The 15,702-nt window shown below is 72.7% G+C and carries 18 protein-coding genes; 9 read left to right on the top strand and 9 right to left on the bottom strand.

Translation table 11 applies throughout. The annotated features are described in order from the left end of the window. Window positions 1–15 precede the first annotated feature (15 nt). Both E4623_RS15720 and nadA read left to right on the top strand, forming a co-directional pair. Entirely contained in the window at window positions 16–903 is an 888-nt protein-coding gene (locus E4623_RS15720) for a GNAT family N-acetyltransferase (protein ID WP_134767484.1), read from the top strand. 15 nt (window positions 904–918) lie between these two features. Further along, window positions 919–2,094, top strand: coding sequence for a quinolinate synthase NadA (gene nadA / locus E4623_RS15715; RefSeq protein WP_134767483.1), 1,176 nt, complete (start codon window positions 919–921; stop codon window positions 2,092–2,094). A gap of 48 nt (window positions 2,095–2,142) precedes the next feature. On the opposite strand, the gene E4623_RS15710 is transcribed toward nadA, so the two are convergent. The 3 genes from E4623_RS15710 to E4623_RS15700 form a co-directional block, all read right to left on the bottom strand. Next, complete coding sequence (locus E4623_RS15710; protein ID WP_245155104.1) at window positions 2,143–4,275, bottom strand: PQQ-dependent sugar dehydrogenase; 2,133 nt, start codon at window positions 4,273–4,275, stop codon at window positions 2,143–2,145. A 175-nt stretch (window positions 4,276–4,450) separates the two neighbouring features. Then, a complete protein-coding gene (locus E4623_RS15705) occupies window positions 4,451–5,653 on the bottom strand; it encodes an ROK family transcriptional regulator (protein ID WP_134767482.1) in 1,203 nt (400 codons plus the stop codon). Between the two features lie 4 nt (window positions 5,654–5,657). Continuing rightward, on the bottom strand, window positions 5,658–6,605 hold the full coding sequence (locus tag E4623_RS15700) for a YafY family protein (RefSeq protein ID WP_134767481.1): 948 nt from the start codon (window positions 6,603–6,605) through the stop codon (window positions 5,658–5,660). Between the two features lie 61 nt (window positions 6,606–6,666). On the opposite strand from E4623_RS15700, the gene E4623_RS15695 reads away from it, so the two are divergent. Further along, on the top strand, window positions 6,667–7,239 hold the full coding sequence (locus E4623_RS15695; protein ID WP_134767480.1) for a DinB family protein: 573 nt from the start codon (window positions 6,667–6,669) through the stop codon (window positions 7,237–7,239). A 20-nt stretch (window positions 7,240–7,259) separates the two neighbouring features. After that, window positions 7,260–7,697 carry a VOC family protein gene (locus E4623_RS15690; protein ID WP_134767727.1) on the top strand — a complete coding sequence of 146 codons (438 nt, stop codon included), beginning with the start codon at window positions 7,260–7,262 and terminating at the stop codon, window positions 7,695–7,697. Window positions 7,698–7,716: 19 nt separating this feature from the next. Here E4623_RS15690 and E4623_RS15685 read toward each other — a convergent pair whose 3' ends face one another. From E4623_RS15685 to E4623_RS15670, 4 genes are all read right to left on the bottom strand, one after another. Next, the gene (locus E4623_RS15685; protein WP_134767479.1) at window positions 7,717–8,319 is read right to left on the bottom strand and encodes a hypothetical protein; all 603 of its coding nucleotides are present in this window, start codon (window positions 8,317–8,319) and stop codon (window positions 7,717–7,719) included. 7 nt (window positions 8,320–8,326) lie between these two features. Beyond that, window positions 8,327–9,235 carry a zinc metalloprotease HtpX gene (htpX, locus tag E4623_RS15680; RefSeq protein ID WP_134767478.1) on the bottom strand — a complete coding sequence of 303 codons (909 nt, stop codon included), beginning with the start codon at window positions 9,233–9,235 and terminating at the stop codon, window positions 8,327–8,329. A gap of 61 nt (window positions 9,236–9,296) precedes the next feature. Beyond that, window positions 9,297–9,584 carry a hypothetical protein gene (locus E4623_RS15675; RefSeq protein WP_245155102.1) on the bottom strand — a complete coding sequence of 96 codons (288 nt, stop codon included), beginning with the start codon at window positions 9,582–9,584 and terminating at the stop codon, window positions 9,297–9,299. Continuing rightward, a complete protein-coding gene (locus E4623_RS15670; RefSeq protein ID WP_167736669.1) occupies window positions 9,584–10,372 on the bottom strand; it encodes a PspA/IM30 family protein in 789 nt (262 codons plus the stop codon). Before E4623_RS15670 ends, E4623_RS15675 begins: the two co-directional genes overlap by 1 nt. Window positions 10,373–10,536: 164 nt before the next feature. Here E4623_RS15670 and E4623_RS15665 point away from each other — a divergent pair, with 164 nt between their 5' ends. Further along, on the top strand, window positions 10,537–11,094 hold the full coding sequence (locus E4623_RS15665; RefSeq protein ID WP_134767477.1) for a DUF3043 domain-containing protein: 558 nt from the start codon (window positions 10,537–10,539) through the stop codon (window positions 11,092–11,094). 138 nt (window positions 11,095–11,232) lie between these two features. On the opposite strand, the gene E4623_RS15660 is transcribed toward E4623_RS15665, so the two are convergent. Further along, window positions 11,233–12,243 (bottom strand): aldo/keto reductase family protein, encoded by a 1,011-nt coding sequence (locus tag E4623_RS15660; protein WP_134767476.1) that lies wholly within the window; start codon window positions 12,241–12,243, stop codon window positions 11,233–11,235. 75 nt (window positions 12,244–12,318) lie between these two features. Between E4623_RS15660 and E4623_RS15655 the strand changes: the two genes are divergently transcribed. From E4623_RS15655 to E4623_RS15645, 3 genes are read left to right on the top strand one after another with little or no spacing between them, the layout of a single operon-like run. Continuing rightward, a complete protein-coding gene (locus E4623_RS15655; RefSeq protein WP_134767475.1) occupies window positions 12,319–12,864 on the top strand; it encodes a GNAT family N-acetyltransferase in 546 nt (181 codons plus the stop codon). Next, window positions 12,861–13,598 carry an AzlC family ABC transporter permease gene (locus E4623_RS15650; protein WP_134767474.1) on the top strand — a complete coding sequence of 246 codons (738 nt, stop codon included), beginning with the start codon at window positions 12,861–12,863 and terminating at the stop codon, window positions 13,596–13,598. Before E4623_RS15655 ends, E4623_RS15650 begins: the two co-directional genes overlap by 4 nt. After that, on the top strand, window positions 13,595–13,897 hold the full coding sequence (locus tag E4623_RS15645) for an AzlD domain-containing protein (protein WP_134767473.1): 303 nt from the start codon (window positions 13,595–13,597) through the stop codon (window positions 13,895–13,897). The genes E4623_RS15650 and E4623_RS15645 overlap by 4 nt, the downstream gene beginning before the upstream one ends. A gap of 471 nt (window positions 13,898–14,368) precedes the next feature. On the opposite strand, the gene dapB is transcribed toward E4623_RS15645, so the two are convergent. Next, window positions 14,369–15,127, bottom strand: coding sequence for a 4-hydroxy-tetrahydrodipicolinate reductase (gene dapB, locus E4623_RS15640; RefSeq protein ID WP_134767472.1), 759 nt, complete (start codon window positions 15,125–15,127; stop codon window positions 14,369–14,371). A gap of 58 nt (window positions 15,128–15,185) precedes the next feature. Here dapB and E4623_RS15635 point away from each other — a divergent pair, with 58 nt between their 5' ends. Beyond that, window positions 15,186–15,701 carry a class I SAM-dependent methyltransferase gene (locus E4623_RS15635; protein WP_134767471.1) on the top strand — a complete coding sequence of 172 codons (516 nt, stop codon included), beginning with the start codon at window positions 15,186–15,188 and terminating at the stop codon, window positions 15,699–15,701. The last annotated feature ends 1 nt before the right edge of the window (window position 15,702 follow it).

Genomic DNA, 15,702 nt, shown 5'->3' with positions numbered 1-15,702 from the left:
CCCTACGGTGGTGCCGTGAGTGGTGTGCTGATCCGGCCGATGCGGCCCGACGACGTACCGACCGCCGAGCGGCTCTCGGACGAGGCGTTCCTCGAGCTCGACCGCCGCGTGTTCCGGCGCGACCAGCCGGACCCGGAGCCGCGCCGCCCCGACCACAGCGCCGGGTGGATCGAGCGGACCCGGCACTTCCTCGTCACCGACGCCGGCGGGTGCTGGGTCGCCGAGGAGGACGGCGTGATGCTCGGCTTCGCGACCAGCATCCGTCGCGAGGGCACCTGGATCCTGGCGACGTACGCCGTGCGCCCCGGCCAGCAGGGCCGCGGGCTGGGCAAGCAGGTCCTGGACGCGGCGCTGACCCACAGCCGGGGCTGCCTGCGCGGGATGCTCTCGGCGTCCGACGACCCGAGGGCCGTGCGCCGCTACCTGCTGGCCGGCTTCACGATGCACCCGCAGATGGGTCTCTCCGGCACCGTCGACCGCACCGCGATCCCGCCGGACGCCGGGGCGAAGGTGCGCGGGGCGACCGCCGCCGACACCGACCTGATGGACTCCGTCGACCGGCACTGCCGCGGCGCCGCGCACGGCCCGGACCACCCGCTGATGCAGCGGATCTTCCGCGCGGTCGTGAGCGACTCCACCACCGGCTCGGGCTACGCCTACCTCAACCCTCGGGGCGCGGTGGTGCTGCTCGCGGCCACCAACCGCCGCACCGCGCAGCGGCTGCTGTGGTCGACGATCGCCGAGGGACCGGCCGTGCAGAGCATCGGTCACGTCACCGCCGCCAACGCCTGGGCGATCGAGATCGGCACCGCCGTCCGGCTCGGGCTGCGGACGTCGGGGTACCTGGCGCTGCGCGGGATGCGGCCGCCGACGACGTACCTGCACAACGGCGCACTGCTCTAGACCTAGGATCGAGCCATGACGACCGTCGACCTGCCGCTCCTGCCCCTCGGCCGGGGCGTCGACCGCGCCTCCGAGCGCGGGGTGGAGTGCCCCGGCGACCTGCCACAGGCCTCCGACCCCGACCTGGTGGCGCGCGCGCTGGCGGCCAAGGAGGCGCTCGGCGAGCGGGTGTTCGTGCTCGGTCACCACTACCAGCGCGACGAGGTCATCCAGTTCGCCGACGTCACCGGCGACTCCTTCAAGCTCGCCCGCGACGCCGCGGCCCGCCCGGAGGCGGAGTTCATCGTCTTCTGCGGCGTGCACTTCATGGCCGAGTCGGCCGACATCCTCACCGGGCCCGAGCAGCAGGTCGTGCTGCCCGACCTGGCCGCCGGCTGCTCGATGGCCGACATGGCCCGGCTGCCCCAGGTCGAGGCCGCCTGGCAGGCGATGGCCGACGCCGGGCTCCAGGACGTCGTCGTCCCGGTGACCTACATGAACTCCAGCGCCGACATCAAGGCGTTCTGCGGCCGCAACGGCGGCGTCGTCTGCACGTCCTCGAACGCCGAGGTCGCCCTCGCGTGGGCCTTCGAGCAGCGCGGCCCCGACACGAAGGTGCTCTTCCTGCCCGACCAGCACCTCGGCCGCAACACCGCCGTGCTCAAGATGGGCTACACCCTCGACGACTGCGTCGTCTGGAACCCGCACCTGCCGGGCGGCGGCGTCACCGTCGACGCGCTCCGCGACGCCAAGGTGATCCTGTGGAAGGGCCACTGCTCGGTGCACGGCCGGTTCTCCACGAAGGTCGTCGACGAGCTGCGCGCCACGCTGCCCGACGTCCAGATCCTGGTGCACCCGGAGTGCCCGCACGACGTCGTCCTGTCGGCCGACCTGGTCGGCTCCACGGAGTTCATCATCAAGACGATCGAGGCGGCGCCGCCCGGGTCGGTCTGGGCGATCGGCACCGAGCTCAACCTGGTGCAGCGCCTGGCCCGGGCCCACCCCGACAAGACGATCGTCTTCCTCGACAAGAACGTCTGCTACTGCTCGACGATGAACCGGATCGACCTCCCCCACTTCGTGTGGGCGATGGAGTCGCTCGTCGCCGGCGTCGTCGTCAACCGGATCGAGGTCGACCCCGAGACCGAGCGCGACGCCCTCGTCGCCCTCCAGCGGATGCTCGACCTGCCCGGCAAGAGCCACAAGGACTGATCCGGTGGCCCGCCCACGAGGGGCGGGCCACCGGAACCCTGGGTCGGGTCAGGGCGTGCTGGGCTCCAACCGGACCTCGGCGCTCCCGGTCAGCTCACCGTCGTCGTACTGCGCGACGAACACGGCGCTGAGGTCGTCCTCGTCCGGGTCGTGACCGCCGGGCACGGTCGTGGTGAGCGTGCCGACGCACCCGGTGGCGGTGCTCTGCGGGTGGCCGTGGGCGTCGTGACCCAGGATGTAGGTCACCGTCACCTGGTTGCAGTCGACCTCCGTGTCGTCGGTGACCGTCACCTCGTAGGAGACGGTGTCGCCGAACTGGAAGGTGTCGTCGGGCGTCGGGGTGACGAACTCGACGACGGGGGTCTGGTTCCCGACGACGATGTCGACGTCCGCCGAGGCGTGCCGGCCGCGGTGCTTGCCGCCGATGTCGGTCACCGTGAGCGTGGCCCGGTAGGTGCCGTCCTCGGTGTAGCGGTGGGTCGGGTTCTTCTGGGTGCTGTCGAAGCGTCCGTCGCCGTCGAAGTCCCACTGGTACTTCAGCTGGTCACCGTCGGCGTCGGTGGTGCCCGCGCTCGAGAACTTCACCCGGAGCGGAGCCTTGCCCGCGGACGGGTCGGCGGTGACCTGCGGCACCGGGCTGTGGTTGCCGTTGGCACCGATGTAGTCGATGCGCGAGAGCTGGGCGTCGGGGTTCTCGGCGAAGTACCCGTCGCCGTACTCGAGCACGTAGAGCGCGCCGTTGGGGCCGAACTCCATGTCCATCGGGTTGTCGGTGACGATGCCGGGGACGACGTCCTCGATCGCGACGTCGTCGCCGGTGACGTGCAGGCCCTTGATCCAGTCGCGGCTCCACTCGTAGAGCAGCGGCGTGTTGTCGTACTGCTCGGGCCACGCGACGGGGGTCTTGCCGCGGGTGTCGCGCACGTCGTACTGGTAGGCCGGGCCGGCCATCGGGGAGATGCCGCCCGTGCCGAGCTCGGGGAACTGCTCCGAGACGGGGTAGGAGTAGAAGATCTCCGGCTTCTCCACCGGCGGCAGCTTCACCCGGCCGGTGTTGTGGACCGAGGTGTTGCGGGGGTTGGCGCAGTCGAAGGTCTCGCCGGAGGTCTCGGTCTCGAAGTCGTAGTCGACGTAGGGCAGCTGGTCGGTCGCGCAGAAGGGCCAGCCGTAGTTGGCGGGCTTGTCGATCACGACCCACTTGCCCTGCCCGGACGGTCCGCGCTCCGGGTCGGCGGTGTTGGCGTCGGGTGAGTAGTCGGCGACCCACAGCTTGTCGGTGCGGGGGTGGATCTCGATGCGGAACGGGTTGCGCAGGCCCATCGCGTAGATCTCGGGCCGGGTCTTGGCCATCCCGGGCCGGAACAGGTTGCCCTTCGGGATCGTGTAGCCGCCGCGCTTGCCCGGCTTGACCCGCAGGATCTTGCCGCGCAGGTCGTTGGTGTTGCCCGAGGTCCGCTGGGCGTCGAAGGCCGGGTTGCGGTTGGGGCGCTCGTCGAGCGGGACGTAGCCGTCGGACTCGAACGGGTTGGAGTCGTCGCCGGTGGCGAGGATCAGGTTGCCCTGGGAGTCGAAGACGATGTCGCCGCCGACGTGGCAGCAGATGCCGCGGTCGACCGGCACGTCGAGGATCCGGCGCTCGGTGTTGTTCTTGATCTGGCCGTTGACGAAGCGGAACTTCGACACGCGGATGACGCCCTTGTACGGCGCGAAGTCGGCCGCGGTGCCCTCGAGCGGTGCGTCACCCTCGTTGATCGAGGCGGTCGCCGGGTCGTCGGCCGGGGTGTCGAGGGGCGGTGAGTAGTAGAGGTAGACCCAGTTGTTCTTCTCCCCGTCGAACCCTGGGTCGAGCGCGATGCTCTGCAGCCCCTCCTCGTCGTGCTGGTAGACGTCGATCTGGCCGGCGATCGAGTTGACGCCGGTCTCGTAGTCGTTGTGCCAGATGGCGCCGGCCCGCGTGGTGTGCAGGACGTCGCCGTCCGGCAGCACCGCGAGGTCCATCGGCTCGCCCGGACGGTCGTTGAGCGTGACCTTCTGGAACTCGCTGTCCGGGGGTGGGGCCGGAGGGTCGTCGTGGCCGGGGTGGGCGCCAGCCGGCGCGTTGATGCCGCCGAAGGCGGCGAGTGGAAGGGCGATAGCGCCGGCGGCCACGGCGGCCAGCACTCCCGAGAATCGATGCTGCACGGATCTGCTCCTTGCGTTGGCGAGCGGGACGGCCGTCTCCCCATGGCCTGGACGTGCTCAGCCGAGTGACGACGGCCACATCGAACGTAGGGCGGTGCGCGCAGGCCCGTCAACCAGGTGGACGACTTTCGCAAGTCATTTGCGTATCGCCGGGAGATGTGCCCGCCCGTCGTCCTCAGGTGGCGACGGCGGGGGCGAAGACCTCGGCGCTCACGAGTCTCGCCGCCCCGATGACGCCGCCCGCCTCGACCAGCTCGCTGAGCACGATGGGGAGGTTGCCCGTGGCCAGGGGCAGCGAGCGCTGGTAGGCCGTCCCGCGGATCTCGGCCAGCAGCGCGTGCCCCAGACCGCTCACCCGCCCGCCGATGACGATCAGGCCGGGGTTGAAGAAGGACACCAGGCCGGCCACCACCTCCCCCACCCGCTGCCCGCTCTCGCGCAGGAGGGTCGCCGCCGCGAGGTCACCGCGGGCCACCGCGGTACCGACGTCGCCGGCCCGGAGCCGGCCGTGCTCGACGAGCAGGTCGGCCAGCACGACGGAGCGGCCGCGCTCGGCGGCCTCCGTCGCGTCGCGGGCGAGCGCGGCTCCCCCGGCGTAGGCCTCGAGACAGTCGGTGTTGCCGCACACGCACCGACGCCCGTCGCCGCGCACCTGGATGTGGCCGATGTCGCCGGCGCAGCCGTTGACGCCCCGGTAGAGCTCCCCGTCGACGACGACCCCGCAGCCGATGCCGGTGCCGATCTTGACGAACAGGAAGTCGCGGGCGTGGCGGGCGACGCCGGCGTGCAGCTCACCGACCGCCATCACGTTGACGTCGTTGTCGAGCACGGCCGGGCAGCCCAGCTCGCGCGAGACCGTGTCACGCACGGGGTAGCCGTCCCAGCCGGGCATCAGGGGCGGGGCGACCGAGACGCCGCGCCCGAAGTCGACCGGACCGGGCACCCCCACCCCGACGCCCATCGGCCGCTCGACGCCGAGCTCGTCGAGGAGGCGCCGCACGTGGTCCAGCGCGGCCCTCAGCACCACGTCGGGACCCATGTCGATCCGGCAGTCCACCTTCTCGGTGCGCAGGACGTCGAGGCGACCGTCGGTGACGCCGACCGTCGTGCCGGTGGCGCCGATGGCGATGCCGACGAAGCGGATGTCGTCGGCCAGGGCGACCATCGTCGACCGGCGCCCGCCGCGCGACTGGGCCGGACCGGTCTCCTGGGTGAGACCGATCTCCGTGAGCCGGCCGACCTCGGCTGCGATCGTGGTCCTCGACACCTGCAGCCGGTCCCCCAGCTCGGTCCTCGGGAGCGGGCCCTGGTCGCGCAGCACGGTCAGCAGCCTGGCCTGCATCGCACTCTCGGCGCGGCCCGACAGGGAGTGCAGCATCAGGTCATCGTGCCATCCGGGCCAGCCGACGTCCGAGCCGCGCGGCCGCGTCGCGCAGCTCGTCGGGTTCGAGCACGTCCACCGGCCACGGCAGCAGCGCCAGGTGCACGGCCAGCCAGTCGAGGTGGTCGCCGCCTGCGGTGAGGACGGCGCCGTCGCCGTCGGGCTCGACGGCGCCCACCTGGGGCGGCAGCAGCTCGCGCACCTCCTCGGCGGTCGCCGACACCCGGGCGCGGACGACGTGCCGGTACGGCGCCGCGGTCACCGCCCGCTGGACGAAGGCCGCCGGGTCCGGGTGCTCGCGCGGGGGGAAGCGCCAGGTGGTGGCGACGACGTCGGCCATCCGGTCGAGACGGAAGGTGCGCCAGTCGTCGCGATCGACGTCGAAGGCCATCAGGTACCAGCGGCGACCGGTCGCCACCATGCGCACCGGCTCGACCGTCCGCTCCTGCGGCTCACCGCCGCGCGAGGTGTAGCCGAACCGCACCCGGACGCCGTCGCGACAGGCCCGCGCCAGCGTCATCAGCACCTCGCCGTCGGCCTCGGCGACCCCGCCCGGCAGCGTCTCCGTGGCACCGTGCAGCGCGCGGACCTCCGAGCGCAGCCGCGGCGGCATCACCTGGTCGAGCTTGGCGAGGGTGCGCAGCGCCGCCTCGCTGGCGCCCGCGACCGTCCCGCCGGCGGCGAGGCGCAGCGAGACCGCGATCGCGATCGCCTCGTCGTCGTCGAGCAGCAACGGCGGCAGCGCCCGGCCGGCGCCGAGCTGGTAGCCGCCGCCGACGCCCTGGCTGGCGTGCACCGGGTAGCCCAGGTCGCGCAGCCGCCCCACGTCGCGCCGCACGCACCGGTCGGTGACACCGAGCTCGCCGGCCAGCTCGGGGCCGGTCCAGACCCGGCGCTGCTGCAGCAGGGTGAGCAGGCGCAGCACGCGTTGGGTGGTCCCGTCGGCCATGCCGACAGCCTGCCAGAGACAGCGGACCGAAACAGTCCGGTATCGCTGGCACGGTGGAGTCATGACGAACTGGAACGCACTCCTGCGCGAGCAGCTCACCGCCCACTGGGACCACCAGGTCCGGCCCCGGCTCGACGGCCTGGGCGACGACGAGTACTTCTGGGAGCCGGCCCCCGGCGCCTGGAACGTCCGGCCCCGCGGCACCGGGACGGCGCCGGTCCAGGCCGGGAGCGGGGCGATGACCATCGACTTCGCCGTCCCCGAGCCCGAGCCGGCCCCCGTGACCACGATCGCCTGGCGGCTGGGGCACGTGATCGTCGGCGTCCTCGGCGCCCGCAACGCCGCGCACTTCGGAGGCGCGCCCGTCGACTACGAGTCGTTCACCTACGCCGCCACGGCCGCCGAGGCCCTGACCCAGCTCGACGCCGAGCACGCCGCGTGGTCGGCCGGCGTCGAGGCCCTCGGTGAGGAGGGGCTGCTCCGGCCGGTGGGCGCGGCCGAGGGCTCGTACGCCGACGCGCCGTACGCGACGCTCGTGCTGCACATCCAGCGCGAGGTCATCCACCACCTCGCCGAGGTGGCCCTGCTGCGCGACCTCCACGCGCAGCGCGCGGATGGGACGACGGCGCGATGAGCGAACCGATCGGCGACCGGGTGACCCGCGAGGTCCAGGTGACCTTCGACGCCGCCGACCCGGCCGCGCTCTGCGCGTTCTGGTGCGCCGCCCTCGGCTACGAGGTCGACGCGCCTCCGCCGGGCTTCGACACCTGGGACGCCGCCCTCGACGCCTTCGGGGTCCCGCCCGAGCGCCGCAACGACGCCTCCGCCGCCCACCACCCCGGAGCTGCCGGGCCACGGCTGTTCTTCCAGAGGGTGCCGGAGGCCAAGACGGCGAAGAACCGGGTGCACCTCGACGTCCGCGCCGCGCCCGGGTTGTCGGGCGAGGAGCGGATGGCGGCCCTGGAGGCCGAGTGCACCCGCCTGGTCGGCCTCGGCGGCGTCCGGGTGGAGCGGCACGAGCCCGCGCCCCCGCTGTCGCACGGGTTCATCGTGATGACCGACCCGGAGGGCAACGAGCTCTGCCTGGACTGACGTGGCGGGCGGCGGCGGCTCAGAGGCCGGGCGCGCCCCAGATCGCGAGCCAGCGCGAGGGGTCGTGCTCGACGGGGAGCTCGGCGGCGAGCAGGTCGCGGACCTGGATCTCGAGCAGGCTGTCGCGCTCGCGGCCGGCGGCGCCCTGGCCGGGCTTGGGCGCGAACGGGTAGAAGGTGCCCTGCTTGTAGAGGTAGACCAGGCCCAGGCGACGGCCGGAGGAGTCGGCGAACGGCACCAGCGAGCACAGCAGCGCGGGGCCGAAGCCCGCGGCCTCCAGGCCGGTGTTGACGGCGTGGAGGTCGGTGCACAGGCCGCCGAGGTCGGACGTCGCCGCGTCGTACGGCGGGTGGTCGACCGCGAGCCAGGTGAAGCCGAACTCGTCGGTGGTGACGTCGATCGCCGGCGCGCCCGACGTGGCGCGGAGCAGCTCGAGGACGTCGGTCTGGGTGTCGGCGAACGCCGGGCCCGCGGCCGCCCGGTAGCAGACGGCGCCGTCACCGGTGGGCGTCAGGCCGAGCGTCGTCTGGAGCGTGATCGCGGCGCTCGGGACGTTGAAGAGCGCGTCGAGGTCCGCCTGCTTGGGCCTGGAGCGCCCGAGGATGGAGTCGAGGAAGCCCATCAGGTGCTCACGGGGTGGGCCGGTCGAGCTCGCCCTGGATGCGGGCCAGCTGCTCGAGCCGCTTCTCCAGCGGCGGGTGGGTCGAGGCCAGCCCCTTCAGGCTGATCGGCGAGATGCACAGCGCGCTGCCGGCGCTGACCTGGCGCAGGTCGCGCTCGGGCACCTGCTGCATGCCACCGCTGATCTTCTGCAGCGCCGAGGCCAGTGCCGCGGGCTTCAGCGTGAGGTAGGCGCCGGCTCGGTCGGCGGACAGCTCGCGGTAGCGCGACAGCAGGCGCAGCAGCACGAAGCTGACGGCGTACACGACGAGGCTGACCAGCAGCACCACCAGCCAGATCGGGAGCCCGTTGTTGTTGTCGCGGCGGCCGCCCCCGAAGAACCCGAGGCCGCCGTACTGGGCGCCCTGGGTGAGCATCCCCGCCGCGATGCCGGACGACGACGCGACCGTCATCACCAGCACGTCGCGGTGCGCGACGTGGGAGAGCTCGTGGGCGAGGACACCCTCGAGCTCCTCGGTCGTGAGCAGCCGGAGGATCCCGGTGGTCACGCAGACGACGGCACGGTCGGGCGATCGGCCGGTGGCGAAGGCGTTGGGCACCGAGGTGTCGGCGATGCCGACGCGCGGCTTCGGCATGTCGGCGAGCGTGCAGAGCCGGTCGATCATGCCGTGCAGCTCGGGTGCCTCCTGCGGCGTGACCTCGCGGGCCCGCATCGCCCGCATCGCGATCTTGTCGGAGCTGGACCACTGGTAGACCGCGAACCCGATCCCGGCCACCCCGATCAGGATGCCGATCCCGCCGCCGACGACCGAGGCGAGCACGACGATCAACGCCACGAAGAGCCCGCCGAGCAGGAACATCACGAGCGTCATCCGGGCGGTCAGCCCGGCGTCACCGACGAAACGAGTGCGAGCCATGGGTCCAGTCTCTCGTGCCCTCCAAGCCGGTGGTCGCGGCCTCGGGTGCGACGCGGTGGCCTCAGCCGGGGATGAGCCCGTCGTCGGAGAGCATCTGACGCACCTCGGCGATGGAGGCGTCGTCGGGCGGCAGGATCAGGTCGGACTCGTCGAGGGCGTCGTCGGCGTGCCGGACGCCGACGGTGCGGACGCCGTCGAGCAGTGCGACCAGCGCCGGGCGGAACGTCGTCTCGTCGTCGGCCTCGATCGCGGCCTCGACGGCCGCGTCGAGCTCGTTGAGGCGGTCGAGCGCCTCCTCGGCGATGTCGAACTGCCCCTCGCCGAGGATCCGGATGATCATGGCGGTCATCAGCGCGTCTCGCCCTCGGTCCGGGTCTCCTTCGACAGCGGGTCGGCCCCGCCGGCACCCGCGGCACCGAGCTGGCCCGGCGCCTGCGGCGCGGAGAGTCCCTTGAGGCGGGCGAGCTCGAGCTCGACGTCGGACTGCGAGCCCAGCGAGTCGAGCTCGCGCGAGATGTCGTCGCTCGGACCCGTCGACGTGACGTCGTCGAGGGCGCCCGAGGCGATCAGCTCGTCGATCGCGCCGGCGCGGGCCTGCATGTTGGCCGTCTTGTCCTCGGCCCGCTGGATCGCCAGGCCGACGTCGCCCATCTCCTCGCCGATCCCGGAGACCGCCTCGCCGATACGCGTCTGGGCCTCGGCCGCGGTGTAGGTCGCCTTGATGGTCTCCTTCCGGGTGCGGAAGGCCTCGACCTTGGCCTGCAGCCGCTGCTGCGCCAGGACGAGCTTCTCCTCCTCGCCCTGCAGCTGGGCGTGCTGCGTGCGGAGGTCGGAGATCTGGGTGCTCAGCCCGGACTTGCGGGTCAGGGCCTCGCGAGCGAGGTCCTCCCGGTCCATCTGCAGCGCCTTCTCGGCCTGCGACTGCAGCTTGGCGGCCTGCTGCTCGAGCTGACCGATCTGCAGCTCGATCCGCTTGCGGCTCGTGGCGACGTCCGCCACCCCGCGGCGCACCTTCGAGAGCAGCTCGAGCTGGCGCTGGTAGCTGTAGTCGAGGGTCTCGCGCGGGTCCTCGGCTGAGTCGAGCGCCTTGTTGGCCTTGGCCCGGAAGATCAGGCTCATCCTCTTCATCAAGCTCATGGGCTCACCCTATGCCCGAGCCGCAAGTGGGTCGACGGACGCGGCCACCGGGTCGGTGGCGCACCGGCGACGCACCGGCGACGCACCTGCGGTGCATCGCCGACCGGACCGGCGGCACCCACGGGTACCCTGACCCCATCGTCCACCGGCCAGAAGGCAGCTCGTTGTTCCGTCGTCGCAAGTCCGAGACCAGCACGTCCGACACCCAGGGCGTCGACCTCGCCAAGAGCGGGGGCAAGGGGCGACCCACGCCGACCCGCAAGGAGGCCGAGGCCGCCGCCCGCGCGCGGGCCCGGGTGCCGCGCACCCGCAAGGAGCAGATGCAGGCACAGCGGGCCACACGCTCCGAGTCGAGCCAGCGGGTCCGGCAGGGCATGAAGGACGGCGACGAGCGCTACCTGCTGGCTCGCGACAAGGGCCCCGTGCGCCGGTTCATCCGCGACTTCGTCGACGTCCGGTTCTCCTTCGCCGAGATCGTCATCCCGTTGATGATCGTCTCGCTCTTCGTCCAGGCGCTGATCATCCCGCTGTTCCTCGTGCTCGTCGTCGACCTCGTCGTGCTCCGCCTGCGGCTGCGCAAGCAGCTGCGGGCCCGTTTCCCCGACGAGTCGCTCAAGGGCACCTCGTACTACGCGATCACCCGCGCGATGCAGATGAAGTTCATGCGGATGCCCAAGCCGAAGATGAAGATCGGCCAGGCGCTCCCCGAGCACTACCGCTGACCGAGAGCCCGGCTCGCGAGGGCTGTTCGGTCAGCGGGAGAGCTCATCGGTCGGTTGCTCGACCTTCGGTGGTTGCGCAGCTGCGGTTCCGTCGCACCCGCGGGAGCTCGCTTGCTCGACCTCCGGCGGGTGCCATGCTCAGCCGAAGATCTCCGAGCGTCGCGGCGACTGGGTCTTGGCCGGGTCGCGCACGACCACGTCGCCGAGGACGTCGTCGATCGCGGTGAGCGCGTCGGCGTCCAGCGTCACGCCGGCGGCCTTGACGTTCTCCGTGACCTGCTCGGGCCGGGAGGCGCCGATGATGGCCGAGGAGACGTTGGGGTTCTGCAGGACCCAGGCGACGGCGAGCTGGGCGAGGGAGAGGCCGGCCTCGTCGGCGATCGGCTGGAGGCGCTGGACCCGCTCGAGGACGTCGTCGTCCATCCAGCGCTTGATCATGTCGGCGCCGCCCTTCTCGTCGGTGGCGCGCGAGCCGGCCGGCAGCTCGGCGCCAGGCTTGTACTTGCCGGTGAGCGCGCCCTGCGCGATCGGCGACCAGACCACCTGACCGAGCCCCAGCTCCTCGCTGGTCGGCACGACCTCGGCCTCGATGACGCGCCACAGCATGTTGTACTGCGGCTGGTTCGAGACCAGCGGGACGTGGAGCTCACGAGCGAGCCCGGCCGCGGCGCGGATCTCCTCCGCTCGCCACTCCGAGACGCCGATGTAGAGCGCCTTGCCGGCTCGGACGACGTCGGCGAAGGCCAGCATCGTCTCCTCCAGCGGCGTCTCGTGGTCGAAGCGGTGCGCCTGGTAGAGGTCGACGTAGTCGGTGCCGAGGCGCTGCAGCGAGCCGTCGATCGACTCCAGGATGTGCTTGCGCGACAGCCCGTGGTCGTTCTGCTTGCCCGGGCCGGTCGGCCAGAAGACCTTCGTGAAGATCTCCAGGCCCTGCCGGCGCTCGCCGGCCAGGGCCTTGCCGAGCACCGTCTCGGCGGCCGTGTTGGCGTAGACGTCGGCGGTGTCGAAGGTGGTGATCCCCTCGTCGAGGGCCTGGCGCACACACGCGAGTGCGGCGTCCTCCTCGACCTGGGATCCGTGGGTGAGCCAGTTGCCGTACGAGATGGCCGAGACCTTCAGACCACTCGCACCGAGGTTGCGGAATTCCATGCCTTCCACCGTAGCCACCCCGGTGGTGCCGCCCCGCGGCGCCACCGCCGCTACGGCCACTGCGATGATCGGCCCATGAGCTCTCCGAGCGCCGACGTCTCCGTCCGCGTCGCCTGGTCCGACGACGCCGACGCGATCGCGGCGGTGCAGGTGCGCGCCTGGGGCGAACAGTACGCCGGCGTCCTGCCCCCCGAGGCGATCCCGACCGACCCGGCCCCGGTCGCCGAGGCCTGGCGCACGTCGATGAGCAGGCCCGCCGACGCCCGCAACCGGGTCCTGGTGGCGCTGGAGCGCAACCGGGTCGTCGGGTACGCGGTCACCACCCCGGCCGCCGACCCCGACTGCGACCCGATCGCCGACGGCGAGCTGGCCGAGCTGGTCGTCGTCCCCGACGAGCGCGGCAAGGGCCACGGCTCCCGGCTGCTGCAGGCGGCCGCCGAGACGCTCGAGGCCGACCGCTTCACCCGCGCCGTCACCTGGACGATCGCCACCGACGACCGGCGGCGCGCGTTCCTCGAGAGCGCCGGCTGGGCCCCCGACTCCGCGCACCGCGAGCTCGACCTCGACGGGAGCGGCACCACCACGGTCAAGCAGGTCCGCCTGCACACCGCCCTGGCGTGAACGACGCCGCGCCGGCCGACCCCGTCGTCCCCGCCGGTCGACGCGAGATCGTCCGCGACAGCCTCGGCGTCGGCGTCGCGACGGGTGCCTACGGCGTCTCGTTCGGCGCGGTCGCGGTCGCGTCCGGGCTCGACGTCCTGCAGGCCTGTGCCCTGTCGCTGCTGATGTTCACCGGTGCCTCGCAGTTCGCGATGGTCGGCGTCCTCGCCTCGGGCGGCACGCCGTCCGCGGGCGCCGCCACGGCGCTCCTGCTCGGCACCCGCAACACGCTGTACGGGCTCCGGCTCGCTCCCCTGCTCGGCTACCGCGGCTGGCACCGGGTCGGCGCTGCCCACCTCCTCATCGACGAGTCGACGGCGATGTCGGTGTCGCGGCCGACACGGGAGGCGGCGCGCACCGGCTTCCTCTGGACCGGCGGCTCGATCTTCGTGCTCTGGAACCTCGCCACCCTGGCCGGCGCGATCGCCGGCGAGGCCATCGGCGACCCGCGGGACTACGGCGTGGACGCCGCCGTCGGGGCGGCGTTCCTCGCGCTGCTGTGGCCGCGGCTCGACCGCCCGCTGCACCGCGTCGTCGCCGTCCTCGCGGCGGCGGTGGCGCTCGGCGTCGTCCCATTCACCGCCGCCGGCGTCCCGGTGCTGGTGGCGGCCGGGGTGGCCCTGCTGGCCGGCGTCCTCACGCGTCGCTCCCCCGCACCGAGGTCCGGCGCCGGGCCGGGCGGGGCGACGCCGTGACCTGGGCCGCGATCGTCGTCGGCGCCCTCGGCTGCTACCTGCTCAAGCTGAGCGGCCTCGCGGTGCCGCCCCGGGTGCTCGACCACCCCGTGGTCTCCCGCGTCGCCGACCTGATCCCGGTCGCGCTGCTGGCCGCGCTGGTCGCCGTCCAGGTCGTCGCCACCGACGACCAGGGGCTCACCCTCGACGCCCGTGCCCTCGCCCTCGGCGCCGCGGTCGTGCTGCTCCTCCTGCGAGCCCCGTTCCTGCTCGTCGTCTTCGGCGCCGCCCTCGTCGCCGCCCTCGCCCGCCTCCTCTGAACCCACCGTCAACCGCTGGTCGAGCCCGACACCCGCAGGTCGGGCCCAGCACCCGCTGGTCGAGCCGGCGAGCGCCAGCGAGCCGAGTCGAGACCACCCACCCCGGCCAGGTCTCGACTCGCGGTGACTCCGTCCCCACGGCTCGACCACCGGACCCCGCTGGTCGAGCCGGCGAGCGCCAGCGAGCCGAGTCGAGACCACCCACCCCCCGCGAGGTCTCGACTCGCGGTGACTACGTCCCCACGGCTCGACCACCGGCTACCGCTGGTCGAGCCGCCGAGCGCCAGCGAGCCGAGTCGAGACCACACCACCCCGCCAGGTCTCGACTCGCGGTGACTCCGTCCCCACGGCTCGACCACCGGACGACACCGCTGGCCGAGTCGAGACCACCCCCACCCGTCACCAGGTCTCGACTCGCGGTGACTCCGTCCCCGCGGCTCGACCACCGGAGGGGCGACGCACGATCCCGCCTCAGAGGTCGATGAGCTGCTCGAGGCCGACGGTGAGACCGGGACGCGCGGGGATCGCGCGGACGGCGGCCAGGACGCCCGGCGTGAACGACGAGCGGTGCAGCGAGTCGTGGCGGATCGTGAGGGTCTCCCCCGGTCCGCCGAGCACGACCTCCTGGTGGGCGACCAGGCCCCGGACCCGCAGGGCGTGCACCGGGACGCCGTCGACGTCGGCGCCGCGGGCGCCGTCGAGGGACGTCGACGTCGCGTCGGGCGCGGGGGCCGTGCCGGCGTCGCGACGCGCGGCCGCGATCAGCTCGGCGGTGCGGCGGGCCGTGCCCGAGGGGGCGTCGGCCTTGTCGGGGTGGTGCAGCTCGACGACCTCGACGGACTCGAAGTGCGGCGCGGCCGCCGCCGCGAACCGCATCATCAAGATCGCGCCGATCGAGAAGTTCGGGGCGATCAGGACGCCGCTGCCGGGACCCTCGCCGCTCCGCGCCGCCGCCAGCCGGGCCTCCAGCCGGGCCAGCCGCTCGTCGTCGAAGCCGGTCGTCCCGACGACGGCGTGGATGCCGTGCTCGATGCACAGCGCGAGGTTGTCCATCACCACGTCGGGGTGGGTGAAGTCGACGACCACCTCGGCCCCGGCGGCGACCAGGTCACCCGGGTCGTCGCCCTGGTCGAGGGCCGCGACGAGCTCCAGACCCTCCGCGGCGTCCACGGCCCGGCACACCTCGGCGCCGACCTTGCCCCGCGCACCCAGCACGCCCACACGAATCACATGCTCACCCTAGGTGTTGGTGAGTGAATGCCTTCGTGGGTTCTGGCAGGGTGGACGCATGGTGGCACAGCAGATTCCGGCGCGGATCCGATGGGCGGTGGAGTTCATGGACCCCCAACCGGCCGACCACGTGCTCGAGATCGGCTGTGGTCCCGGCGCTGCGGCCGAGCTCATCACCGGGCGGCTCGAGACCGGCAAGCTCTTCGCGATCGACCGCTCGGAGTCCGGGGTCGACCGCACCAAGCGTCGTAACGCCGAGGCCGTCAAGGCCGGTCGGCTGACCGTGCGCCAGATCGACCTCGCCACGCTGCGGGTGCCGGTGAAGCGGTTGCACAAGGTCTTCGCGTTCAACGTCAACCTCTTCTGGGTGCGCGAGTGCCAGGACGAGGTCGCCCTGCTGCACGAGCGGGTCGTCCCCGGCGGCGCCGTCTTCCTCTTCTTCGAGGCCAAGATCCCCGAGCAGGTCCCGAAGATCATCAAGGGCGCCTCGGCAGCCCTGTCCGAGGGCGGGTTCCGCGTCTCGGTGATCGACAACAAGCAGCCCCCGGTCGTGGGGGTCATCGGCCGGCGGTGAG

Origin of the sequence: Nocardioides sp. 1609 (assembly GCF_004522105.1) — a bacterium.
Classification (GTDB): domain Bacteria; phylum Actinomycetota; class Actinomycetes; order Propionibacteriales; family Nocardioidaceae; genus Nocardioides.
Note: the sequence above shows the minus strand (reverse complement) of the source record. Positions and strands in the feature narration are given on the sequence as shown.